Origin of the sequence: Pseudomonas sp. UM16 (genome assembly GCF_050312595.1) — a bacterium.
Taxonomy (GTDB): Bacteria; Pseudomonadota; Gammaproteobacteria; order Pseudomonadales; family Pseudomonadaceae; genus Aquipseudomonas.
Genome location: NZ_JBNPJT010000003.1, coordinates 293,565 through 317,570, shown reverse-complemented (window position 1 = coordinate 317,570; position 24,006 = coordinate 293,565). Strand labels below are relative to the sequence as shown.

Genomic DNA, 24,006 nt, shown 5'->3' with positions numbered 1-24,006 from the left:
CAGGCGCCCGACGCAGGTGCCAAAGGTGGTAAATAATTACCCTAATGGCGGGCGCCGCTGTCTTCACTAAGCCTTCAACCTGCAGGTTGAAACGCTATTATCAAAAAGCACGATCAGCCGATTCAGCTACCACCCCATTACCCAGCACCGCATACCCCACTCGCGGCACCCCCGCCAAGCGCTGCTCGATCAGCGCCTTGAGCGACTCTCCGGTGCCCAGGTACGCATCACCAAAATCATGGCCACCCAAGGCGCTGGGATGGGCGACGATTTCCAGTACGCCATGTTCCGGCGCGAGCCCCGCGCGTAAATCGGCAGGGGTGCAGACAAAGTCGGCGGTGGCCCCGGCAAGTTGGCGGATGCGTCGATTGAGCAGGGCCTTGAACAGGCGCTTGGCCGGGCCGATGTTGTGCCCCAGATTACGCGCCAAACGCACCGGAACGCCTTCGCGGGCGGCGAAGCGAGCGACGATTTCAGCCACGGGCCAGATGTTGTGCACATGCTGGTGCGAGTCCAGGTGGCTGGGCATCAGGCCGTGATTCAGGCACTGCTGCCACTGCGCCTGCAATTCCGCTTCGACTGCCTCACACTCGCGGCGGCTCAGACGCAGGGTTCGGCGCTTCAGGCGCAGGTCGAACTCACCATTGGGTGCGCAAAAGCGTGGTTGTGTGGCAATCGCTTCACTCAACGGTCGACCATAGGTCAGATTGAAGTGCAAGCCGATACGCCCGCGCAGCGCCGGTTGCTGGGCGAGCACACAGGCGGCTTTGAACGCCGGCATGTTGGCCATGGCCGTGGCTGAGCTGATCAACCCGGCCTGGAAGGCGTGGAGGATCACCGCGTTGGTATGGACACTGAGGCCAAAATCGTCAGCGTTGACTATGACCTGTGAGGGCATCGCGATTCTCCTGTTTAGCAAGGGGGACGACAACGGCTGGCGTGGGCTTTTGTCGGCGCAGGCGTTGCAGCTGCGGTTTGAAGCGTTGCCACAGACGCAAGGCCAGGCCCAGCGCGATACCGCTGGGACGCCAGCTGTAGTAGCTCAGGCGATGTTGCTGACACAGGCCACTCATGCGTTCGTGCAGTTGATGGCTCGAGTTTTCCAGGCTCACCCGCGAGGCATCGACCCACTCCCAGCCATCGTCCAGGCCCCAGTGAATCCATTCCTCAAGCAATACCCGGCCACTGCCAAGGTCGGCGTAGGCAGGTACGAAGGCCAGGTTGTAGTCGTAGATCCGCCCACGCTCGAATACCCCCAGTCGGTAACTAAGGCAGCGTCCATTGAGTTCCAGCAGGACCATGCGCACCAAGCCTTGCGCAGCCAGGGCCGTGAACGCCTGGTACATCCACTGGCGACGGGACGAGCCGCAGAAGATGCCGACCTCGTCATCACCTTTCCAGCTCAGTTCTTCAACCTCGGCAACCGCATCAAGCAGGCTGTGGATGGTGCTGGCGTCGGGGACCACCCGTCGTACCTGCGCACCGCAAGCGGCAATGCGCTTGCGCGCACGGCGCAGCTTGTAGCGTGGATCGCCGCTAATTTCCTGGCGGTCCTGTTCAACGATGCGATGCACCGGTACCTGACAGCTCAGGCGTTGTTCATGGGTCGAACTGCGCCGTGCCCAGGCCCCCAATAGCGTGCGAGGGGCGAGCTCATCAACCACTTCGTTCAGTTGCAGCAAGGCATGCGGCAGGTGCCGTCGAATTTCCCGCAGCACGTGCTTTGCCGCCCCTGCAGGCAGGTCAGCGAGCAGGGCGATACGGTCGCTCATCGGGTAGCCCAGGTGGCGTACCACCTGTACCGTGAGGGGGCCAAAGCGCTCGCAGCCGCGGATCAGCGGCAAGCACAGGCATAGCTGGCCCTGATGGTGACCGACCAGCACCTGTAATTGCTGGTCAGCAGGCAATGCCGCCTCGGCCGCCTGCAGCCAGCCGAGATGGTTGAAGGGGGTGCTGCCAGGCAAGCGCTGGCGCAGTTGCTCGTAGGCGCTGGCGGGAAAGTTGTCGGCGCGCAGCGAGGAATACCAGGTCAAGTCCATTTGCATAGGCTCAGGTCGCCGTGGCAGTGGTGGGGCGGGGCGCAGGCTTGCGTAAGGCATCCAGGCGCGAGTCGCTGTAGCGGGTTTCGCGGAAGAACTTCCAGCGTCCGAACAGGCAATACACGTGCATCACCCGCCCTTGTTCTTTATAGCCCATGCGCAGGTGTAATTTCAGTGCCGGGATGTTGTGGGTTTCACAGACATCCACCACGGTGTCACAGCCTTGTGCGGCCATGGCCTTCCAGAGTTCCAGCTGCAGGTCTACCGACAGCTCGGTGCCCCAGTACTTGCGCGTCAGTTCGCCGCCGAATTCGAAGAACTGCCCAGGCTCCACCGGAAACCAGCAGCCGTAAAAGTGGCGGTCGTGGTAGTGGCGCAAACTGCCCCAGATAAACGCCACGGTATCGCCGGCATCGTCGAGAAACATCAGCCCGGTGTGCCCTTCGGCGGCCAGTTCACGCATGGTTTCGACGCGGTCGCCAAAGTACTTGGCGAATGCCTGTACGTTGTCCACCGACGTGCGTACCACGCGCAACGGCGGGTAGGGCTTGAGGTTGTGCGGCGGCACCGGACTGACCAGGTCACGTTCCATCCACAACAATTCCCAGTGATAGAACAGGTAGCGTTTCACGCCAGCGTTGAGGGTATTGCGCAATCCTTTGCGCTTGATGCGGTCCTGGATCTTGCTCAAAGCACTCATGGTGCCTCCTGTTTTTGGCAGGTGAGGTGCGCCCTTGTGGAGCGCTCCAGGTCAAGGCAAACAGTGTCTGCCCTGGCGGTTGATAACGGGCCGTTCATGCCGGCCGCCGTTGCAGCATCTGGCGCAGCGGGATCAAGTCGCTGGGCAGCACCAGCAGGGTCTGCCACAGCGGCACACCACTGAGCTTGCAATAGAGCAATAGCATCGCCACCGTCACCGCCAGGTAGGCAACGGACGAGGCCATGGCGGCGCCGACGATGCCGTAGGCCGGAATCAGCACGATATTGAGCACAAGGTTCAGCGCTGCCCCCACGCCCATCATCAATGACACCGTACCGGGACGGTTCTTGCCCAGTAAGTCCAGGCGCAGGATGCTGGCATAGCAAAGACCGAACAGCCCGGGCAGCAAGGCCAGTAGCGCCGGATAGGCCGGCTGGTATTCGGCACCGAACAAGGTAACGATCAGCCACTCACCGATCAGTGCCATGCTCAGGCAGGCGCCGAGCATGACCGTAGCGGTCAGGCGCAGCGCCAGCGGGGTGATCTTGTCCATGCCGGCATCCTGCTGCAGCAGGCGCTTCATCAAGGGTGTGGTGACCGCTTCAGGGACGATCAGCAGCAACTCGGCGGCGGCGCTGGCCATGGCATAGTGCCCCAGCGCGGTACTGCCGAGCATGGCGCTGATGAACAGGTAGTCCGAGCGCAGAATCACCTGTTGGAACAGGACGTCGGGGTGGCTCTTGGCGCTGTAGCTGAGCAGTTCGCGCTGGCCGCTGCGGTCCCAGCACAGGCGAATCGAATGCGCACGCCCGAGCCAGAACAAACCGAGTACGACCACCAGGCTGATGCCCAGCAGCCAACTGATCAGCGCGGCTTCCAGCGCTGCGTTGTGCCACATCCAGAACAGCCCGAGAAACAGCAGCAACGGGGCCAGCGACTCGCTCAGGCGCAAGGCGTTGAAGGCACCCACACCGCCGGTGGCGTTGTGCAGGGTCAGCAAACCGCTTTTGAGTACCGTCAACGGCACCGCCAACAACAGCAGCCAGGCCAGCAGCCCCAATTGCGTGGTCACCTCCAGTTCGCTGCCGAACGCTCGCGCCAAGGCCACGCAGACCAGGGTCAACAGCCCGGCCACCAGGCAACCGAAGATCAACACCTGGGTCAACAGCAGGCCCATGGAGCGCTGCTTGGCGGCCTGATAGCCGACGGCAGTGTTCAAGCCGCCGCTGGTGGCGGCACTGATCAAGTCGGGCAGGGTGCTGAGCAGAGCGAACAGGCCTCGCTCGCTAGGGCCGAGGATGCGCGCCAGAAGGACGTTGCGCAGCAGGCGCAGGGCGATCATCGCCAAGCGCGTGCCCATGCTCAGCAACAGATGGCGCATATAGTGGCTGCGACTCATGAGCGCCCCCCACGGCTGATGCGCCAGGCCAGCAGCGAGGGGCGGCTGGCATTGCGTTGGCTGACACCGATGCGCGGCAATGCCAGTGGGTCGTCATGGCCTTGGCAAATGCCCGCACGAGTACTTAGGGCATAAGGGTAGCGATGCGCGGCGAGGCGTTCGCGAACCCGGGCGTCATGGTCGCCATTGGGGTAGCAGTACACCGGCAGCGGCTGCTTGCAGCCTTGTTGCAGGGCAAAGTGGCTACGGCTCAGCTCCTCTTCCAGACGCTGGTCGTCAAGGCCCGGCAACAACGCGTGGCTGGCGCCATGAGGGCCGAAACTGATCAGCCCGGAACTCTCCAGTTGCTGCACTTGGTGCCAGTCCAGGGCTTGGGGCATGGATTCCGGCGGGCAGGCATCGGTCAGCAGATGCAGGGCCTGCGGGCTTAGCGTCTTGAGGCTTTGCAGGTATTTGGCCAGGGCCTGGCTGCGGGCATGCGGCCGTTCATTCATGAAATAGGCGGCGGGCAGTGGCCGGCCCATTTTACGCAGTTGTTCAATCAGCGTCCGGCGGGGGGCTTCGCCATGGCTGCCCCAGAGGGTTTCACCCAGGCTTTCCCACCAGAAGCGCTGGCGACTGCCGATAAAATCGGTGGACAGAAAGATACTTGCGGGGACCTGGTACTGCTGCAGCAGCGGAAAGGCATGCACCGCGTTGTCGCGCCAGCCATCATCGAAGGTCAGGGCGACTTTGGGACGGCTGTTGCTTCTGGGGTGCTGGTGGGTGTGGAGCAGGTCCATCAGGTGCACGCAGTCAAAGTGGCGCTGCAACCAGCGCAACAGGCGTTCGAATGCCTCGGGGCCGACGCACAGTTCATTGCGATGGGGCAGGGCTGCACTGCTGTCGTCGGCCAGCACCCGGTGCAGCATGAGGATCACCCCGGCACCGCGCAGTTGGCTGCGGCCCTTGGGTGAGTTGAGGTACAACCAACCGCTGGCACGCTTGAGACTGGTCTTGATCGGCATGTCAGGCACTCATCGAGTCTGGTCGGGGTTCCATTGGTTGTAGCTGTGCCCGCGCAGAAACTGCCACAGACCGACGCTCATGCCCGCCAGGGTCACCAATACGAAGGCAGCCAGGCGAAACGGTTTGGGCAGGCGGTGATGCACGTCCAGCAGGCCAGCGACGGCAATGGCGTAACCGAGCAGTTGCGCGGCCAGGCTCAGGCGGTAGAAACCGTGGTCATTGAGCAACCACAGGTTGGCCAGCAACAATGGCAGCAGCAGTACGGGTGCCAGACGGCGGATCACTTTGTGGCTGATCAGGGCAATGGCATACAATCCATGACGCAACGGGTTGAGCAGTTCGCGGCGTGCGGCGAGGCTGATCAGGCCGCCAACGGTGACGCGCTGACGGCGGCTGAACTGGCGCTCCGCTTCGTCCACGCCGTGGTCGAGGACCTTGGCCTGATCAACATAGACCACCCGTTTGCCGGCGACCGGCGCGCAGGTATTGATGTAGAAGTCGTCGTTGACCCGGGCTGGAATCGGCTGATACAGCTCGCGGCGCAGCGCCTGCAAGGCGCCGTCAGCCGAAACCGTGCAACCGGTGCGGGTCTCGACCCGGCGTAGCCAGGCTTCGTAATGGCGGTACAGGCTCTCACCGACGCTCAGGCCCTTGCCGGCAACGGGGATGATCATATTGCCGACAGTGCCGCCGACATCAGGGTCGGCAAACGGTGCCAGCAATGCCTGCAAGGTGCCGTCGAGCCAATGCACGTCAGCATCGGTAAACACCACGATGTCGCCAGTACAGTGTTCGACGGCGGCATTGAGCACGCTGTTCTTGCCTTGGCGCGGCAGGTCGAGCACCAGGATACGCGGATCGTCGAAGCGCCGGGCCAGTTCTACGGTACGGTCACTGGAGCCATCGCTGGCGATGATGATCTGCATCGTGCAGAGGTGCGCATCCTGCGCCAGCAGGTTACGCAATTTGTCCTCGATATGGCGTTCTTCGTTGTGCGCCGCGACCACCACGCTGACTTGCAGCGCTGGTAAGGGCCCCGGCTTGTGCTGGGCAAAGAAGGGCCCGGCGACGGTCAGCAGTAGCGGGTAGCCAAGCCAGGCATAGAACGGCAATAACAAACACAGCCAAAAGATGAATTCAGCCACGGGCGGGCCTCCTTGCGTTCCAGTTGAACAGGCTGAGCACGAAGGCCGCTCCGGCCAGGTGCAGACGAATCCAGTGCAGAACCCAGAGTTGCAGGACGAACAAGGGCTCGCGGTGCTTCAGGCTTTGGCGCAGGCTCAATGCCAGTGCTGGCAGGCTGGCGATCAGCAGCATGAGCAAGGCCAGATGGGGGAAACCGTCGAGCAGCGCCGACAAGGCCATGATGTCGAGCACCCAGGCACCCATCGACAGCAACGGGAAACGCAGTAAACGCAGGCTCACGCCGTTGTCGCGCAGTAGTTGCAGGTTGCTGCCCTGGCGCCAGAGTTCCTTGCCCAGCCATTCACCCCAGCTGCCTTCAAAGCCCCAGTGCAACACCGCTGGCGTACGCAGGGCCAGCAGGCGAGCACCGGCCTGACTCAGGCGCAAGGTGAAGTCTTTGTCTTCGCCGGTGCGCAGGGTTTCGCTGAAGCCTGCGACCTGGTCGAACCAGTGGCGGCGCATCAGCAGGTTGGGTGTCGGCAACCATTGCATGCTGTGCAACTCGGGGCCTGCGCGCAACGTACGGCGTTGCCAGGCCTGGGCGAACCATGGCGCCTGGCGCGGGGTGTCGCAATCCAGGGCAAAGACATCGCCACGACCTTGCTCATGCAGGTCCAGAAGTAAGCGCAGCCAGTATTCTGGGACTTCAATGTCGGCATCGAGAAAGGCCAGCCATTCCCCGGTGCTAGTCTGGGCGCCGCGATTGCGCAGGGCGCCGATGGTCAGCCCGGGCAGCAGCAATACCCGTGCACCGAGGCTGCGTGCGATCTGTGGACCATCATCGCTGGAGCCGTTATCGACCACGATCAGCTCACACTCAAGCCCGGCAACCGCAGCGGCGCGCTGCGCCGCTTGCAAGGTGCGCCCGATATGCCGAGCCTCGTTGAACATGGGCACGACGATGCTGACCCGGCTCATGCGGCCACCTGCGCTAATCGGGCCTGCTCGGCTTTCAGCCTTAGCACGCTGGACAGGGCCAGCATGATCCACAGGTACTTCTGGTTGGGCGCGCTCAAGAACATCAGGAACAGGCTGATGGCGAGCATGCTCATGCACAGGTGCGTGAGCAGGTCAGCCTGGTCGTGATCGCCCTGTTGCAGCCACAGTCGCCGGGCGTACCAGAGGTTGTACAGGGCCAGGACAATCAGGCCGGTGAACAACAGACCGGCTGGCACGCCGACTTCACTGTAGATTTCCAGGTAAGTGTTGTGCGCCCGACGGTACAGGTCGCCGATCTTTTTGTTCGAGGAGAACGCTTTGGCATAGCCGGTGGTGGCGTAATGCAGGGGGAAGGTCCCCGGACCAGAACCAATCAACGGGTTCTCGCTGATCATCTTGCTGCCGACCACGATGTAGGAGGAGCGTCGTCCCAGGGATTCGTCCTTATGGGCGTTGACTCCGGACTTGAGCTGGGCCAGCGACTGGATCCGCTCAACATAGGCATCGGGCATCAGCGCAACGGCCACTGGCAGCAGAATCGCCATACCCAGCATGGCAAAGCCCAGGTGCCGCGGCCGTAGGCGGCCGAGCTGGCTGCGGTAATGGACCAGGGCGATCCCCAAGCTGATCAACAGCACCACCAACCCCGACCGCGAGTTGGTCTTGGTCATACCGGCCAACAGCAGGATGCAGCAGGCGATCCAGAACAGGCGCTGGAGCCGGTTCGGGCTCTTGAGCACCAACCACAGCGCCATGGGAATGGCGATGGCGATGAGCATGGCAAACAGGTTGGGGTCGGTGAGCAACCCGGCAGCGCGACCCTCGTCCTGGTACTTGGTGGAGAACATTGCCATCACGCAGGTCACGCCAACGCTCAGGCTTACCAACCGGCACATCATCGTCAGGTTGAGTTCGCGCCCCACCAGCAAGGTGATCGCAAACAGCAGCAGGCCGACCGCCAGTTCACGGAAATGGCCGAGCGACAGCTCACGGTTTTCGCTGGCCAGGTAGCTCAGCAGGTACAACGCCAGAAAGCCCAGCAGCAGGCGCCACATCGAGCTGCGCAGGCGTTCGCCGGGCAGTTGCTTGGTCGCCAGTTGCAGCAACAGCACCAGGGCCAGCGAGGCACCGATCAATTTTACCGCCGACAGTTCGCTGTCTTTGAACAGACCTTCCAGCGGCACCAGGGTGATGATCGCCATCAATCCCCACGCCGGACGCCGGTACAACGCCAGCAGGCCGGCCAGGCCAATCACCGCGCCGGGCGCCAGGAACGGGTAGGGGCTGGCCAGCAGGGCCAGGCTGACAATGGCCAACAGACCGATCAGGGACAGGGGGATGATCATGCGCAGGTCTCCGTGGCCGCGCCCAGGTAGACCTGGGCCCAGCGTTGCGCCAGCGTCGGCAGGTGATAACGTTCGCGTTGGGTACGCCGCGCCTGGACGATCAGCTCGTCGGCCTGGGCCGGGTCGAGCAGCAAGGCTTCCAGCTGTGCGGCCAGCTCATCGACCGCCAAGGGCCGGGCCAGCAGGCCGCTGCGGCCATGTTCGATAACATCAGGAATACCGCCAACGCCGAACGCCACCACCGGTACTCCATCCTGCATGGCTTCAAGCAGAATCATCGGTGTGCCTTCAGTGCGCGAGCTAATCACCAGGGCATCCAGGCGCGCCATCCATTGGCGCATGTCGCGCTGAAACCCGGGCAGGCGAATGCGTTGATTCAACCCGGCAGCATCGATGCGTGCCTGCAGTGCATCGCGTTCCGGGCCATCGCCGAGCATCACCGCGTCCAGTTGCGGGTGGCGTTGGCACAAGGGGATCAGGCTGTCGAGAAACAAGTCCGGGCCTTTCTCCTGGCTCAGGCGCCCGACGTAACCGGCCAGCCAGCGCTCGTCAGCCTGGCCGTGCGCAGGCAAGGCGGGGGCTTCCGGCAGGCCATTGGGGATCACCTGCAACTTGCGCTCGGCGACCCCAGCCTGGCGGTGGATGCGTTTGATGCTCTCGGCCACGCAGACCACTGTGTCGATGGTAGCGGTGCGACACAGCTGCAAACTCAGCCAGGTGTACAGACGTTGTTTGCGGTTGCTCGGGGTAAAACCATGCTGGGTGGCAACCATCGGCAAGCGCCACAGCGTCGCACCCAGCCAGCCAAACACCAGGCCTTTGAAGTTGTGGCTATTGATCAACGGCTGCTGATCATGGCATCGGCGTAACTGGCTCAACACCTCGCCCAGGCTGGCGCAGCTGTGGCAGGCCACACCGGCGGCGCGAAAACGCGCTACCAGTTCGTCCGGAGCACCGAGAAACAGCACCAGGTGCTGTCCCGGGGTGGCCTGGCAGTGGTCCAGCAGCATCCGCTCGGCACCGTAGAAGCCACCGCTACCGAGCAGGTGGATGATCGGCCGCTGCAGGGGCAAGGCTGCGTTCAATTGCGCACCCAATGCACCAGCCGCGGCAGCGACCAGCCCTTGTAAGGGTTGGGGGTTTGCGGGGCCTGGTCGTTGATCACCAGTAGCACCGGCAGGTCCAGTTGTTGGGTGATTTGCGCTGGGTGCTTGAAGCGGTGGTCAAAGAACTCACGCACATAGACCAGGGCAATGGCCAACAGCAAACCGGTGAACAAGCCGAATGGCACGATCAGGATCGGTTTGGGGAAGGCGGCTTCAGCAGGCTCATACGGTGCGCTCAGGACCCGCGCGTTGGAGGCGTCACTGCCTAGCAACTGTTCGCCGCGCGCTTCTTCATACCGTTGGGTGTAGGTGAAGAAGGCCTTGTGCAAGGCGTCAATCTCGGTGTCGAGCTGGCGCGCCTTGCTTTGGGTTTGCTGCAACTGGTGCACGCGGTTCTTATAGTCGGCGATGCGCTGGGTTTTCTGCGCGATCACATTCTGAACCACGGCCAGGTCTTTCTCGCGCTCCTTGATCCGGTTGGCGACGACCTTGAGGAACTGCTGGCGAGTCTTGGCGATTTGCTCGCGCTGCAGCAGCATTTGCTCGCTGCTGGGTTGGAACACTGCCAGGTCGCTGACGTAGCTCAGCACCAGGGTGGTCAATTGCTCACCCAACTGCTTGATCTCGCGGTCTTCGAACGCTGCATTGTCGACGGTGGTGGTGAAGGTGTAAGGGAAGGCAAAATCGCGCATGCCAGCGTTGCTCGCCGACGCCAGGCTGGTTTTGAGGTACTCCAGCCATTGCTGGCTCTGCAGCAGGCGGTCGCGGTACAGGTTCAGCGCTTGCTCTTCGGTATTGATGGCGTTGAGGCGGAAGGTGATTTCTTCCTTCGGATCGGATGAACCGATGCCTTCAAGCATCCCCAGGCGCTTGCTTTCCAGGTCATCCATACGCACCTGGTATTGCAGTTTCTTCTGCTCGTAGAACTCCTGAGGCAGTTCGTTGGACTGCAGGTTCTGGCGGTTGCGCAGGAAGTTGTCGAGCAGCCGGCTGACAAACAGCGTACCCAGTTTCGGGTCGGGGAAGCTGTAGGTGATCGAGACGACGTTGGAGCCGGGCAGGGTTTCGATCTTCAGGCTGTTGATCGCTTCGTCGGTGAGGGCGTCGAGCTGGGTGTCGCGCACCGGATCGACTTCCAGGCCAAATAGCGCACGGGCTGGATTGATCACATGTTCGCGCAGCGGGTTGACGATAAAGGTACGGATCGGGCCGAACACCAGGCGTTTGAGCAGGCCTGGGGCGACTTCATACTGACCTTCGTCACGCAGTTGGCTGATGGTCTGACGGATCAAGGTTGGCGAGCGCAGGATATTGCTCTCGGTTTCCATGTCTGCCAGTGATGGTGGAATGAACTTGTCGGCCTCCTGGGCCAGGGCGGTGTTGGTATCGCTCTGCGAGAGCTTTTTCGACTGCACGATCACTTCGGCAGTGATGTCGAAGCTCTGTTTGAGCACCAGTGGCAACAGCAAGGCGATCACTGCGAAAACCAGGAACACTCGCTTCACCAGGGTACGGTTGGCGAAGAAGATCCTGAAGAATTCATGCAGGTAATTTTCTTTTGTGTTCATGCGTGTTCACCTGCCTTGAATTAGTTGTCGCTGTCTTTGTTGTCAACACGGTAGGCGAAGCCAAAGCCGACCCCCTGGAACAGCACCACATCAGCCAATTGCCGGGCTAGGTCGCCGGCACTGGCCAGCTTGGTCTTGGGCACGTAGAGCATGTCGTCCGGTTGCAGGTAAGCCACTTGCGCGGCACTGGCATCCAGGGCGGCGTCAACGTTGTAGGGCACGGCCTGAACCTGGTTGCCGGTGCGGCGCATGATCACCACCGAATCGAGCCGGGCCTTGACGTTCGGCCCGCGGGCCATGGTCAGGGCTTCGAGCACCGACACTGGGCGCCGAATCGGGTAGGCCCCGGGCATACCGACTTCGCCAAGCACATAAATCTCGTTGACCGCCGTGGACTTGAGCATCACGTCAACCGTCATGCGTCCGGGCAGCTCGGCGTAGCGCTTGTTCAAGTAGGTCTGCAATTGCGTGACGGTCATGCCTTGCAGCGGTACCGAGCCGATTTCCGGAAAGCTGGCCTGGCCATCGCTGTTCACCGTGATTTCGCGGCTCATGCCGGTGCCGGGGTGGTTGAGGGCGTCCTTGAGGTTCTGCTCGTTGGTCAGCGGACTGATCACCTGGACGGTCAGCTGATCGCGATTGGGCTGGAACAGGCTTTTGTTGCGGTAGGCCTGCTGGATGGTCTGCCGGGCCTGGTCAGGCGTGAGGCCGGCGATCTTTACCGAGGTGTTGGCCCGCGGCAGTTCGATACTGCCATCGGGCAGCACCAGTTGATTGCCATTGAGCGAACTGGCCGAGAGGAACGCCAGGCCCACGGTATCGCCCGGCTGGATGCGGTAGGTATCCGAGCCGCTGGTGCTGACGTGAAAGATCACATCGAGCACGTCCTGTGGCCGCAGTACCTGCTCGCTGCGCGGCAGTTCCGCGCTCTGAGCCGTACCCGGTGGTGCGGTCATGATCTGCACCGGCATTTGCCGGGTTTGCTGATTGGCGCAGCCGGCCAGGGTCAGCAGGCACAGCGCGAACGATGTGTATTTCATGGGAGGCTCCTGGTCTGCTGGCCTAAAGGTTGTTGTACAGCCACTTGGGCATGTAGTACTTGCGCCGGTTGAAGACGCTGCCGATCAAGCGGGCGCCGGCCTGGGACAAGCGTTGGGCGGCGGCCTGGGCCACTTCCCAGCGGGTTTCCTCGGCGCACACCACAAGGATCACACCGTCGGCCAGGGTGCCGATCACCAGGCTGTCAGCACTGGCATAGACGGCTTCACCGTCGATCACCACGAAGCGGTAGTGATCGCCCAACTGGCGTAGCAACACGCGCAGCAGGTCCGGGTTAAGTCGCTCCTTGCCGCGTTTGTAGGTACCAGCGGGCAGCACGTCGAACGGCTGGTCGCTCAGGCGCACGATGCAGTCCTGCATCAGCGGCGGCGTTTCCAGGTCGAACATCAGGTCGTTGAAACCACGCAGTTTGTGCAGGCTCAACTGTTGGCTGAGGTTGTTGCTGCTGGGGCTGCTGTCGACCAGCAATACCGGGCCGCCGCTCATCAGCGCCAACTGGCTGGCGAAGGCCAGGGCACTGGTGCTGGTGCCGCTGCCGGTATTGGCAGCGGTCAGCAACAGAATGCGCTGGTCCTCGTCGAGCACGGTGGACGTCAGGTTGGTTTCGCTCGGGGTGGCGATGGTCAGACTTCTTGAAGTAGAACCGTCCATTCAACTTGCTCCGTGGCCGCTGAAGACTTTGAACGGAGTCTTGAGAAGGATCTTCAGATCCAGCATCAGGCTCTGTTCGTTGATGTAGCTCAGGTCCAGTTCGACGCGCTGGTCGAAATCAATGTTGCTGCGTCCAGAGATCTGCCACAGGCCTGTCATGCCGGGGTAGATGCTCAAGCGCGCAAGGTGGTTATCCTTGTAGCGGTAGGCGTTGAACGAAGTGGGGCGAGGACCGACCAGGCGCATATCGCCGAGCACCACGTTGAACAGGTTGGGCAATTCGTCCAGGCTGCTGCGCCGCAGCCATTGGCCGATTGGGGTGACGCGCGGATCCTTGTCGATCTTGAAATCGATGGCATCAGCGCCGTGCTTGTTGAGGTGGCGCACCGAGTCTTTCAAGGCTTCGGCGTTGGCGACCATGGTGCGGAACTTGAACATGCCAAAGGTGCGGCCGCGGTAGCCGGTGCGCTTTTGCACGAAAAATACCGGCCCTGGGCCGCTGCGTTTGACCAAGATGGCCAGTACCAGCAACAGCGGTGAAATCAGGGTCAGAATGCCCAGGGCGCCGATACAGGCGAGCACCCGGTTGGTCCGAGACAGCGTCCAGGGACGCCCACCGGCGCGACCGGTCAGCCAACCACGGCCTTGCATGTGGATTGCCGCGTCGAGGCGCTGGCGATGCGCCGGGTCCATGCGTTTGTCTTGATGCAGTGCCTGCAGTTGCGCACTTTTAGGTTGTCCTGTCATACCGCCCTCCATTGATGCGCGGGCCTGTGCCCGTTGACCCGCATGGCGTCCAGATCGAGGTGCGGGTAGTACTGATGAAACCAAGCGATAAAGCGCCCAAGCCCTTCATCGAGCGATATGTGCGGGGTGAACCCGGTGACCTGATCCAGGGCGCTGGCATCGGCACAAGTGGCCAGCACATCGCCCGGCTGCAAGGGCAACAACTCGACTTCGGCCTTGCGTTGCAGGTGCTTTTCCAGCAAGGCGAGGTAGTCGCGCAGCTCTACCGGGCGCTGGCCGCCGATGTTGAACAGACGCCACGGCGCGTGGCTGCTGGCCGGGTCCGGTTGCTCGCGGTTCCACTGCGCATTGGCCTTGGGCGGCAACGGAATCAGGCGCACCAAGCTTTCGACAATGTCGTCGATGTAGGTGAAGTCGCGCTGATGCTGGCCGTAATTGAACAGTTGGATCGGGCGGCCTTCGGCAATCGCCCGGGCGAACTGCATCGGTGACATGTCCGGACGCCCCCAGGGGCCGTACACGGTAAAAAAGCGCAAGCCGCTGCAGGGAATGCCGAACAGGTGGCTATAGCTGTGAGCCATAGCCTCGTTGGCTTTCTTGGTGGCGGCGTACAGCGACAGCGGATGGTCCACCGCATCCTGAACCCGGTACGGGGTGCGCTGGTTGGCGCCATACACTGAACTTGAGGAGGCATACAGCAGGTGCTGTACGGGATGCCGGCGACAGCCTTCGAGGATGTTGAGAAAGCCACACAGATTGCTGTCGACATAGGCGCGCGGGTTTTCCAGCGAGTAGCGCACTCCGGCCTGGGCGGCCAGGTGGATTACCACCTCGGGCTGCTCGCGGGCAAACAGTTCGGCGACGCCGGCAGCATCGTTGAGGTCCAGCTGATAAAGGGGGAAGGTGCGGGTTTCGCTTTCGATCCAACGCACCCGGGCATGCTTGAGGGTCGGATCGTAGTAATCGTTGAAGTTGTCCAGACCGATCACATCATGACCATCACGTAAAAGCCGCAGGGTGCAGTGCGCTCCGATGAAGCCGGCGGCGCCGGTAACCAATATTTTCATGGTGTTGGCACCTGCGGCTGAACCTGTCGTAAGCCAATCCCGCTGTAGCTCAGGCCGAAGGTGGCGACCTGGTCGGGGTTGTACAGGTTGCGACCATCGATGATCAGGCGGCTGCGCAGTTTTTTTGCCAGCAGGGCAAAGTCGACGACACGGAAGTTCTTCCACTCGGTGCAGATCACCAGCGCGTCGGCGTCTTCCAGGGTGTCGTCACGGGTGGCGCACAGGCGCAAGTCATCGCGATAGCCATAGATGCGCCGGCACTCGGACATCGCCTCCGGATCAAACGCGCAGACCGTCGCTCCCTCGGCCCACAACGCCTCCATCAGGTAGCGGCTGGGTGCCTCGCGCATGTCGTCGGTGTTGGGTTTGAAGGCCAGGCCCCAAAGAGCGATGGATTTGCCCGCCAGGCTGCCTGGAAAGTGTTGCTTCAACTTGGCGAAGAGGATCTGGCGCTGGGCGTCATTAACCTCGCTGACACTTTGCAGCAAGCGCAACGGCATGCCGCTGTGTTCGGCGGTGTGCAGCAGGGCGCGCAGGTCTTTGGGGAAACACGAACCGCCGAAGCCGCAACCGGGGTAGATGAAGTGGTAACCGATGCGCGGGTCGGAGCCAATGCCTTTGCGCACGGCTTCAATATCAGCCCCCAGACGCTCGGTGAGGTTGGCCAGCTCATTCATGAAGCTGATGCGCGTGGCGAGCATCGCGTTGGCCGCGTATTTGGTCAGTTCGGCGCTGCGGTTGTCCATGAACATGAGCTTTTCATGGTTGCGGCAGAACGGCGCGTACAGCTCGAGCAGTTGTTCATGGGGCTGGTCATCAGCGGTGCCGACGATGATCCGGTCCGGGCGCATGCAATCGGCCAGGGCGCTGCCTTCCTTGAGAAACTCGGGGTTGGATACCACCCGCACCTGCAAGCTGCTTTTGCCCAGTCGCTGCAGTTCTTCGCGGGCCAACTGCGCGACTTTGTCGGCGGTGCCGACGGGCACAGTGGACTTGATGATCAAGGTGCGATCGGCGTCCATCAAATCGACGATCTGGCGGGTCACGCCCAGCACGTGGGAGAGGTCGGCCGAGCCGTCTTCGTCCGGTGGGGTGCCGACGGCGATGAAGATCAACTCGGCATGGGCGACCGCGTCACTGGCCTGGGTGCTGAACAGCAAGCGGCCTTCCTTGATGTTCTCTTCGAGCATGCTCGACAGCCCAGGTTCGCTGATGGGCGGAACGCCCTGGCGCAGCTGACCGATCTTGTGCGCGTCGACATCGACGCACAATACACGGTGACCTACGTCTGCCAGGGCAGCAGCTTGCACAAGACCGACATAGCCGGTGCCAAATACGCTCACGTCCATGTCGGCGTGCCTCGTATGGAGTAAGAAGAATGAAACAGTGGTGTGATCTGGGTATAGCCCACCTGTGAAGGCCCGTGTCAATCAAATGGCATGTTTCGTCGGATTTACACACGCTAAGTTTTGGGCTTTTTGCCATCAAGCCTTTCTAAATCGCGGGTTTAGCTGAATGAGGCAGTGGCAAAAGGCCGTCTATGAAAACGATGAACGGTCAAAAACCGCGTAAGACGTGGCCTCTGTCATGGTGACTGTTTCACCAATGCAACGGTTTCGCGTTTTCAATTTGTCAGAATCAGTGCGCGTAATATCGCCAGTAAATTGACGTTTACCGGGTTTGCGCTTTGTCGTAGCGCTGCTAACGTGGAAGTAGCCCGCAAGGGTCGAAGGGTTCTTTTGCGAGGGAGTCATGCGTCGTTATTTCAAGGAATTGCTGCTCGTTCTCTACCTGATCAGCCACTATCCCTATTACTTCGAACGATTGCAGGCTATTGGCCTGACGCCGGCGTTGCTGTTGTTTGGCGGGGTATTCGTAATATTGGTGTTGGCATTGTTGCTCAGCGCCAATATTCGTCAGGGCTGGTTGCGCTGGGCATGGGCGCTGGGGTTTTCCGCCAGTGCGCTGTTCTTTGATGCCTATACCCGGATCACGGCGGATTACCTGACGTACAGTGCGTTCATTTCCATGGTCTATTCCGGCGGCTTTATCGGCGAGGCGCTGGAGCAGTATCACAGCGTGATTCTCGGCTGCGTGGCGCGCACCCTGTTATTGCTGTTTGGGCTGGGTTTGCGCCCACGGCGCCGTTTGCCGGGGCCGGCCATGCTGCCTTGGGCGGCGCCATTGTTGGGTATTGTGCTGTTGACCGCGATTTTGTTCGTGCGCGCCGGGGAGGGCGCACGTGGCTTGCCGATCATGTACACGGCGCTGGCCTATTTGAATCTGTTTGCTTATGAGTCGCTGCATGACAGTGTTGGCCCGCGCGAGCCGGTGAGCCTGCCACGCCAAGGGCCGCCACTGGCCCGCGATATCGTGCTGATCATCGATGAGAGCGTCTCGGGCAACTACCTGGATCTGAACACCGCCCACGGCGTGCGCAGTCAGCTCAATCAGGTGCAACCGGGCGCGAGTATCTTCAACTATGGCTATGCCGCCTCGATTGCCAACTGCAGTGCCGACACCAACGTCACTCTGCGCTATGGCGGCACGCGCGCCGACTATCTGCGTATCAACTCAACCTTGCCGTCGATCTGGCAATACGCCAAGCAAGCCGGCTTGGGCACGGTGTACATCGATGCTCAGCGCACCGGCGGCAACTTGCAGAACCTGATGAACGCTGCGGAAAAACGCGACATTGACCAGTTCATCCAGTTCGACACTATCGCGGTGCGTGATCGTGACATGGCGGCGGTGGCAAAACTGATCGAGTTGCTCGGCGACGGTCAGCCGCAGTTGATTGTGATGAACAAGGTCGGTGTGCATTTTCCAGTCCACGACAAGTATCCCGATGCGTTCATGACTTACCGCCCGGCCTTGCCGCGCGGGCAGTATGCCGACATTGCCGACACCGGTCGGCGCGACGGTTTTTCCGGTCAGCCGGAGGATTGGCTGCTGTATCGCAATTCCTACAAGAACAGCCTGTTGTGGAGTGTCGGCGAGTTCTTCAACCGTTTGTTCGCCCAGGCCGACTTGAGTCAGGCGGTGCTGATCTATACCTCCGACCATGGTCAGGACCTGCATGAGCGCGGCAACCCAGGCCTCAACACCCATTGCGACAGTGACCCGGTGGAAGAGGAGGGCCTGGTGCCGCTGGTGGTCATTCAAGGGGACGGGCTCAAGACCCTTGACTGGCAAGCTGAACTGGCAAACAACAAGGACCGTTCCAGCCACTACAACATCTTCCCGACCTTGTTGCAGTTGCTGGGCTATCAGCCAGACGCTTTCACCCCGATCTATGGGCGCTCGCTGGCAGTGCCGACCGAAGATGACTTCAGTTTCAACACCCGTTTCAACGCACGGCTGGGGGCTAAGCCGGTATTCAAGCGCATTGACCTGGGCCAGGTGGTAACACCCGATAGCGCAACAGGTGTCGAGCACATGCCGGTGGGCAAGGCCGACTGACCTCGGCCGTTTACAGGACAGGCGTGTGCAGGCTACGGAAACTCGCGGCTTCCTCCACCAGCCAATCATGCACCGCCCGGGCACCGGGATGAGCCAGGCCTCCGGGTGGGTAGTGCAGTACATAGCGCTTGTGGTTGGTGATCGGCAGGCCGAACGGCACGATCAGGGTGCCGCGCTCCAGTTCATCATTGAGCAAGGTGCGGCGGGCGATGGCCACGCCGATGCCGGCAATCGCCGCTTCAATGGTCAGGTGGTTGCGGTTGAAAGTGTGCCCGCGGCGCACGTCCAGGCCGCTGGCACCAATGCCCTCCAGGTAAAACTCCCACTCGGCGTATTCGGAACTGCCGCGCCAGGCGGTGATGTCGTGCAGCAATGGATAATGGGCCAGGTCAGCCGGACCATGCAGCGGTGGGCGTCCGCGCAGCAGGGTCGGCGAGCACACCGGGAAGATCTGCTCATCGAGCAGCGGCGTTGAATGCATGCCCGGATAGCTACCGTCGTTGAGGTCGATGGCCAGGTCGAAGTCGCCCTCATGTAAAGCTTGGCTACTGTCTTCGGCCACCAGTCGAAGCTGGATGTCTGGGTAACGTTGCTGCAGGCGCGGCAGGCGCGGAGTGAGCCATTTGGCGAGGAATGAGGGAATCGAACGCAGGCGCAGGGTGCCGCGAATCTCGCCAGCATCCAGGCGCAGCAGTTCGGCGTCGATGCTGCCATAGGCTTCGCTGACCGTTAGCGCCAGGCGCTGGCCTTCAGCGCTCAGCTCCACGCCACGGGCGCGGCGCAGGAACAGGCGAAAGCCCAGGCGCTCTTCCAGCTGGCGGATCTGTTGGCTCACGGCGCCGGGGGTGATATGCAGTTCTTCCGCGCAGCGGGTGAACGACAGGTGCCGCGCCGCGCAGGAAAACACATGCAGCCAGACATACATCTGGCCATTCAATTGCCGTCTCATCGTTTAGTTCTACTAAAGGCTTGCTTAGAAAGTTTCGTTGGTCAATGCCACGCTGACCGGGCAGTATCGCGCAACTTCGTGGCACCCTTCAATTTTTTCACAACGCCACCGGGCGATTTTCGTCGTTTGAGTGTGCAGGCATTAGTATGGCTATCAGCGTTTTTGACCTTTTCAAGATTGGCATCGGGCCTTCCAGCTCGCATACCGTAGGCCCGATGCGGGCGGCTGCGACCTTTGCCCAGGCCTTGCATGAGCAGGGCCTGCTGGAGCAGGTCAGTCGACTGGAGGTTCGTCTGTATGGCTCGTTGTCGGCGACCGGTGTTGGTCACGCCACTGACCGTGCCTGCCTGTTGGGGTTGATGGGTGAGTGGCCTGACCAGATCGATCCGCAGCGGATCGAACCGCTGATCAATGAATTGCAAAACAGTCAGGTGATGTTGCTCGATGGCCGCCATGCGGTGGCCTTTGATTGCAGTCGCGACTTGCTGCTGCTCGATGAAAGCCTGCCGTACCACCCTAATGCCATGACCCTGGAAGCTAGCAGCGCCACCGGCTCGTTGTTGCAGCAGACCTATTACTCAGTGGGCGGTGGCTTCATCGTTGAGGCCACGCAGATCGGCAGCACGGGCAGCAGCGCCGAGCAGGTACAACTGCCCTATGACTTTGACAGTGCCGCGCAACTACTGGCGTTGTGCAAACAACACCAGTTGCGTGTCAGCGAACTGATGATGGCCAATGAACTGGCCTGGCGCCCCGAAGCCGAAGTACGCAGCGGTCTGCTCAAGCTCTGGGCGGCGATGCGTGAATGCGTCGACAACGGCCTGCGCAATGAAGGCATTTTGCCTGGCGGGCTGAAGGTCAAGCGCCGCGCCGCCAAGCTGCACCGCAGCCTGCAGGAGTTGGGCAAGCCCAACGTCATCGGCTCGACCTTGAGCGCGATGGAGTGGGTCAATCTGTTCGCCCTGGCGGTCAACGAAGAAAACGCCGCCGGTGGGCGCATGGTCACCGCACCCACCAACGGTGCGGCCGGCATCATCCCGGCGGTGCTGCACTACTACATGAAGTTCAACCCCGATGCCTGCGACAACGACGTCGTCGACTTCCTGCTCAGTGCTGCCGCGGTGGGGATCCTGTGCAAGAAGAACGCCTCGATCTCCGGTGCCGAAGTGGGTTGTCAGGGCGAGGTCGGTTCGGCTTGTTCGATGGCGGCGGCCGGCCTTGCCGAAGTGCTTGGAGCAACGCCGATGCAACTGGAAAACGCCGCCGAAATTGCCCTTGAGCATAACCTTGGGCTGACCTGCGACCCGGTTGGCGGCCTGGTCCAGATACCGTGCATCGAGCGCAACGCGATTGCCGCCGTCAAGGCCATCAACGCGGTGCAGATGGCGTTGCGCGGTGACGGCGAGCACTTCATTTCCCTCGACCGGGTGATCCGTACCCTGCGCGATACCGGTGCCGATATGCATGCCAACTACAAGGAGACCTCGCGCGGCGGCTTGGCGGTCGCGTTCGTCGAATGTTGATTGGCTAGAAACAACGGTAAGACCGGCTCCCACCGGGCAGTGGTGGACGCCGGCTTTGCCGGTGATGGGGCAACGCGGCCCCGCGCTTCACGCAGTTCGTTCATAAGCAACAAAAACAACTACAAGGCAATATCGATGACTGATGTAAACACCACCACCAACTTGGGGGTCGGCACCGCCGCGCCCGCGCAAAGCAAAACCTGGAACCGCCACGACACCACCTGGGTCCTGGGCCTGTACGGCACCGCCATTGGCGCCGGCACCTTGTTCCTGCCGATCAACGCCGGGGTAGGGGGCTTCTGGCCGCTGCTGGTATTGGCGCTGTTGGCATTCCCGATGACGTACTTTGCCCACCGTGGCCTGACCCGTTTCGTGCTGTCCGGCAAGCGGGGCGCGAGTGAAGACATCACTGAAGTGGTCGAAGAGCACTTCGGGGTTGGCGCGGGCAAACTGATCACCTTGCTGTATTTCCTGGCGATCTTCCCGATCCTGTTGGTGTACAGCGTGGCGCTGACCAACACCCTGGGCAGCTTCATGGAACATCAGTTGCACATGACCCCGCCGCCGCGGGCGCTCCTGGCCTTGCTGCTGATCTGCGGCTTGATGATCGTAGTCCGTAGTGGCCAGGGCATCATCGTCAAGGTCATGAGCCTGCTGGTCTATCCCTTCGTTGCGGCGCTGCTGTTGCTGGCCCTGAGCCTGATACCCAACTGGAACGGCGCCTTTTTCGCCCAGGCCTCCGAAGGCATGCCCCTGGACCTGTTCTTCAAGACGTTGTGGTTGGCGATCCCGGTGATGGTGTTTTCCTTCAACCATTCGCCGATCATCTCGGCTTTCGCTGTCGACCAGAAGCATCGTTATGGCGAACAAGCTGAGCAGAAGAGCAACCGGATTCTGGCCAGTGCCCATGTCATGATGGTATTGACGGTGATGTTCTTTTGCTTCAGTTGCGTATTGGCCTTGAGCCCGGCCGACCTGGCTGCTGCCAAGCAACAGAACATCTCGATCCTGTCGTACCTGGCCAATCACTTCCAGACGCCGATCATTGCCTTTGTTGCGCCGCTGATCGCTTTGGTGGCAATCACCAAGTCGTTCCTGGGGCACTACATCGGTGCCAGCGAAGGCTTCCAGGGCATGATCGTGAAAAGCCTGCGCAGCCGTGGCAAGCAATTGCCAGCCAAGCGCCTGGAGCAGATGACCGCGCTGTTCATGGTGTTGACCTGCTGGGCGGTGGCGACCCTCAATCCAAGCATTCTTGGCATGATCGAGAACCTCGGCGGGCCAATTATCGCCTGCCTGCTGTTCCTGATGCCGATGTACGCCATGCACAAGGTGCCGTCGCTGCGCAAATACTCAGGCAAGGCCTCCAATGTCTTTGTGGTGCTGATTGGCTTGATCACCCTGTCGGCGATTCTGTACTCCTTCCTCGCTTGATCCAGCACTTGCGCCGGGCGCCAAGCGCGTCCGGCGCGGCGAATGCAAGGCCATGCACTACGCTGTAGCGGATACTTCGCAGGAGCGGTGGTCATGCACAAGATCGTGATTGCAGACGAACAACCTTTGCTGCGCGCTGCGGTACAGGCTTTGCTCAGCGCCGAGGGGCATCAGGTGGTAGCCGCCGTGGACAACGGCGCCGACGCGTTGCAACAGGCCTTGAGCCTGAAGCCTGAAGTGCTGATTCTTGACCTGGCCTTGCCGCGCCTGGGCGGGCTCGAAGTGATTCGTCGCCTGCACCAGCGTCAGAGCCGCACCCGTACCCTGGTCCTGACCGCGCAAAGCACCGAGCACATCGCCGGTTTGTGCCTGCAGGCGGGCGCTTCGGGATTTGTCAGCAAACTGGAATCGGTCGAGGAACTGGGCGAGGCAGTGCGAACCCTGCTGCGTGGACGTGCCTGGTTTCCCGTACGCAGCCTGGGCAGTGTCGCCGCACCTCAAGGTCTACAGGCCGAGGACGAGCAACTGCGCAATCTGTCGCCTCGGGAACGGACGGTGCTGCGCTACCTGGTCAATGGCCGCAGCAACAAGGACATTGCCGATGAACTGGCGCTGAGCGACCGTACCGTCAGTACCTATAAGGTGCGATTGTTGCAGAAGCTGCAGGCCGGTTCATTGGCCGAATTGCTCGAAATTGCCTGGCGTGGAGGCTTGCTCGAGCGCTTGCCAAGCACGGTAAGTGTTGTTGACGGCCAAAGTCCTCAGGCCGCCTTTCAGGAACTGCTCGAAGCCATGCCGACGCCGGTGAGCCTACGTGATGTCGACGGCTATTTGCGTGCCTGCAACAGCCGGTTCCTGGAGGCTGCTGGGACTACCCTGGAAGATGCAGTGGGCAAGCGGGTGATAGACAGCTTGCGCGTGCCCCCCGAAGAAGCCCTGCAATTTCACCAGTATTACCTGCAGGCGGTTGCGCAACAGCAGCCCTTCAGCCGCGAGCTGGTTCTGCATCTACACGATCGCGCCTATGCCTTTCGCCATTGGGGCGCGCCGTACCGCAATGCCCAGGGAGAGCTGGTAGGTATGCTCTGTTCGTTTGTCGATCTCAGCGAACAAGAGCAGGCTATCATCCGCTTGACGCATGCCAATGAGCAGAATCAGGCCGTCAGGCGCGCGCGTCTGGCGTTTCTGCACGGTGTGGGTGAGGAGTTTCGGCGCATGCTGGAAATGATTGCCAGCCAGCTGAGGGAGGTCGCTGCCGGGCTTGCCGACAGTCCTGCCTTGTATCAGGCACGCCGGGATACCGGGCTGATGCTTGAGCGAATCGGCGTGTTGCTGGACCTGGCGGACCATGAAAGCGGCACCTTGTTGCTCAGGCCCAAGTCTACCGATTTAGTGCGTCTTACCCGAGATGCCCTTAAGGCGTTAACCGCCGATGGTGTGCTGAGTGCTGAGTGGCAAGCGCCACAGGCGCCGTCCCTAGCCTGGATCGATCGCGGCCGATACCAGCAGATCCTCACAATCCTCCTGCAGCACTGCGGGCTGCGGGTGCCAGGTCCCCTGCAGGTCACCGCCAGCAGTGCGCTGCTGGGGCACGCCGAAATGCTCTGGGAGCTGCACATTGGCCCGCAACAGCGCGAGGCGTTGCTGGGGCCGCCCAGCGACCTGCTGGAACCGGCGCTGGTGCTGTGCGAGCGCCTGGCGCAAATGATGGGCGGACAACTGCGCTGGCACTGGCCCTTGCACGACGGGTACCTGCTTACCTTGCGCCTGCGCCTGTCACAAGCCACCCTTTAGCCGCTGTAGTGCATCCACTACAACACACTC

General features: G+C 61.5%; 20 protein-coding genes. 4 read left to right on the top strand and 16 right to left on the bottom strand.

Annotation, left to right across the window (positions count from 1 at the left end; genetic code table 11):
* Positions 1-100 precede the first annotated feature (100 nt).
* From ACQRAX_RS05120 to ACQRAX_RS05050, 15 genes are all read right to left on the bottom strand, one after another.
* Positions 101-898, bottom strand: coding sequence for a ChbG/HpnK family deacetylase (locus ACQRAX_RS05120; protein WP_412039131.1), 798 nt, complete (start codon positions 896-898; stop codon positions 101-103).
* Positions 870-2,045: a GNAT family N-acetyltransferase gene (locus tag ACQRAX_RS05115; RefSeq protein ID WP_412039132.1), complete on the bottom strand. Its 1,176-nt coding sequence runs from the start codon at positions 2,043-2,045 to the stop codon at positions 870-872. The genes ACQRAX_RS05120 and ACQRAX_RS05115 overlap by 29 nt, the downstream gene beginning before the upstream one ends.
* 4 nt (positions 2,046-2,049) lie before the next feature.
* Complete coding sequence (locus ACQRAX_RS05110) at positions 2,050-2,739, bottom strand: GNAT family N-acetyltransferase (protein WP_412039133.1); 690 nt, start codon at positions 2,737-2,739, stop codon at positions 2,050-2,052.
* Between the two features lie 94 nt (positions 2,740-2,833).
* Positions 2,834-4,138, bottom strand: a complete 1,305-nt coding sequence (locus ACQRAX_RS05105; RefSeq protein ID WP_412039134.1) for an oligosaccharide flippase family protein — start codon at positions 4,136-4,138, stop codon at positions 2,834-2,836.
* Positions 4,135-5,145 (bottom strand): polysaccharide deacetylase family protein, encoded by a 1,011-nt coding sequence (locus ACQRAX_RS05100; protein WP_412039135.1) that lies wholly within the window; start codon positions 5,143-5,145, stop codon positions 4,135-4,137. Before ACQRAX_RS05100 ends, ACQRAX_RS05105 begins: the two co-directional genes overlap by 4 nt.
* Positions 5,146-5,154: 9 nt before the next feature.
* Positions 5,155-6,291 (bottom strand): glycosyltransferase family 2 protein, encoded by a 1,137-nt coding sequence (locus ACQRAX_RS05095; RefSeq protein ID WP_412039136.1) that lies wholly within the window; start codon positions 6,289-6,291, stop codon positions 5,155-5,157.
* A complete protein-coding gene (locus ACQRAX_RS05090) occupies positions 6,284-7,249 on the bottom strand; it encodes a glycosyltransferase (RefSeq protein WP_412039137.1) in 966 nt (321 codons plus the stop codon). The genes ACQRAX_RS05095 and ACQRAX_RS05090 overlap by 8 nt, the downstream gene beginning before the upstream one ends.
* A complete protein-coding gene (locus ACQRAX_RS05085) occupies positions 7,246-8,616 on the bottom strand; it encodes an O-antigen ligase family protein (RefSeq protein WP_412039138.1) in 1,371 nt (456 codons plus the stop codon). The genes ACQRAX_RS05090 and ACQRAX_RS05085 overlap by 4 nt, the downstream gene beginning before the upstream one ends.
* Positions 8,613-9,713 carry a glycosyltransferase family 4 protein gene (locus ACQRAX_RS05080; RefSeq protein WP_412039139.1) on the bottom strand — a complete coding sequence of 367 codons (1,101 nt, stop codon included), beginning with the start codon at positions 9,711-9,713 and terminating at the stop codon, positions 8,613-8,615. The genes ACQRAX_RS05085 and ACQRAX_RS05080 overlap by 4 nt, the downstream gene beginning before the upstream one ends.
* Positions 9,698-11,290: a GumC family protein gene (locus ACQRAX_RS05075; RefSeq protein WP_412039140.1), complete on the bottom strand. Its 1,593-nt coding sequence runs from the start codon at positions 11,288-11,290 to the stop codon at positions 9,698-9,700. The genes ACQRAX_RS05080 and ACQRAX_RS05075 overlap by 16 nt, the downstream gene beginning before the upstream one ends.
* Positions 11,291-11,310: 20 nt before the next feature.
* Positions 11,311-12,330, bottom strand: a complete 1,020-nt coding sequence (locus ACQRAX_RS05070) for a polysaccharide biosynthesis/export family protein (protein ID WP_412039141.1) — start codon at positions 12,328-12,330, stop codon at positions 11,311-11,313.
* A gap of 22 nt (positions 12,331-12,352) precedes the next feature.
* A complete protein-coding gene (locus tag ACQRAX_RS05065) occupies positions 12,353-13,000 on the bottom strand; it encodes a CpsD/CapB family tyrosine-protein kinase (protein WP_045179865.1) in 648 nt (215 codons plus the stop codon).
* On the bottom strand, positions 13,001-13,747 hold the full coding sequence (locus ACQRAX_RS05060) for a sugar transferase (RefSeq protein ID WP_412039142.1): 747 nt from the start codon (positions 13,745-13,747) through the stop codon (positions 13,001-13,003).
* The gene (locus ACQRAX_RS05055; protein ID WP_412039143.1) at positions 13,744-14,814 is read right to left on the bottom strand and encodes an NAD-dependent epimerase; all 1,071 of its coding nucleotides are present in this window, start codon (positions 14,812-14,814) and stop codon (positions 13,744-13,746) included. Before ACQRAX_RS05055 ends, ACQRAX_RS05060 begins: the two co-directional genes overlap by 4 nt.
* A complete protein-coding gene (locus ACQRAX_RS05050) occupies positions 14,811-16,163 on the bottom strand; it encodes a UDP-glucose dehydrogenase family protein (RefSeq protein WP_412039144.1) in 1,353 nt (450 codons plus the stop codon). Before ACQRAX_RS05050 ends, ACQRAX_RS05055 begins: the two co-directional genes overlap by 4 nt.
* A 403-nt stretch (positions 16,164-16,566) precedes the next feature.
* Here ACQRAX_RS05050 and ACQRAX_RS05045 point away from each other — a divergent pair, with 403 nt between their 5' ends.
* The gene (locus ACQRAX_RS05045; protein WP_412039145.1) at positions 16,567-18,276 is read left to right on the top strand and encodes a sulfatase-like hydrolase/transferase; all 1,710 of its coding nucleotides are present in this window, start codon (positions 16,567-16,569) and stop codon (positions 18,274-18,276) included.
* Positions 18,277-18,286: 10 nt separating this feature from the next.
* Here ACQRAX_RS05045 and ACQRAX_RS05040 read toward each other — a convergent pair whose 3' ends face one another.
* Entirely contained in the window at positions 18,287-19,225 is a 939-nt protein-coding gene (locus ACQRAX_RS05040) for a LysR substrate-binding domain-containing protein (RefSeq protein ID WP_412039146.1), read from the bottom strand.
* Positions 19,226-19,371: 146 nt separating this feature from the next.
* Here ACQRAX_RS05040 and ACQRAX_RS05035 point away from each other — a divergent pair, with 146 nt between their 5' ends.
* From ACQRAX_RS05035 to ACQRAX_RS05025, 3 genes are all read left to right on the top strand, one after another.
* Positions 19,372-20,748 (top strand): L-serine ammonia-lyase, encoded by a 1,377-nt coding sequence (locus tag ACQRAX_RS05035; RefSeq protein ID WP_412039147.1) that lies wholly within the window; start codon positions 19,372-19,374, stop codon positions 20,746-20,748.
* A 135-nt stretch (positions 20,749-20,883) separates the two neighbouring features.
* Positions 20,884-22,182: a serine/threonine transporter gene (locus ACQRAX_RS05030; RefSeq protein ID WP_412039148.1), complete on the top strand. Its 1,299-nt coding sequence runs from the start codon at positions 20,884-20,886 to the stop codon at positions 22,180-22,182.
* 93 nt (positions 22,183-22,275) lie between these two features.
* Entirely contained in the window at positions 22,276-23,976 is a 1,701-nt protein-coding gene (locus tag ACQRAX_RS05025; RefSeq protein ID WP_412039149.1) for a response regulator, read from the top strand.
* The last annotated feature ends 30 nt before the right edge of the window (positions 23,977-24,006 follow it).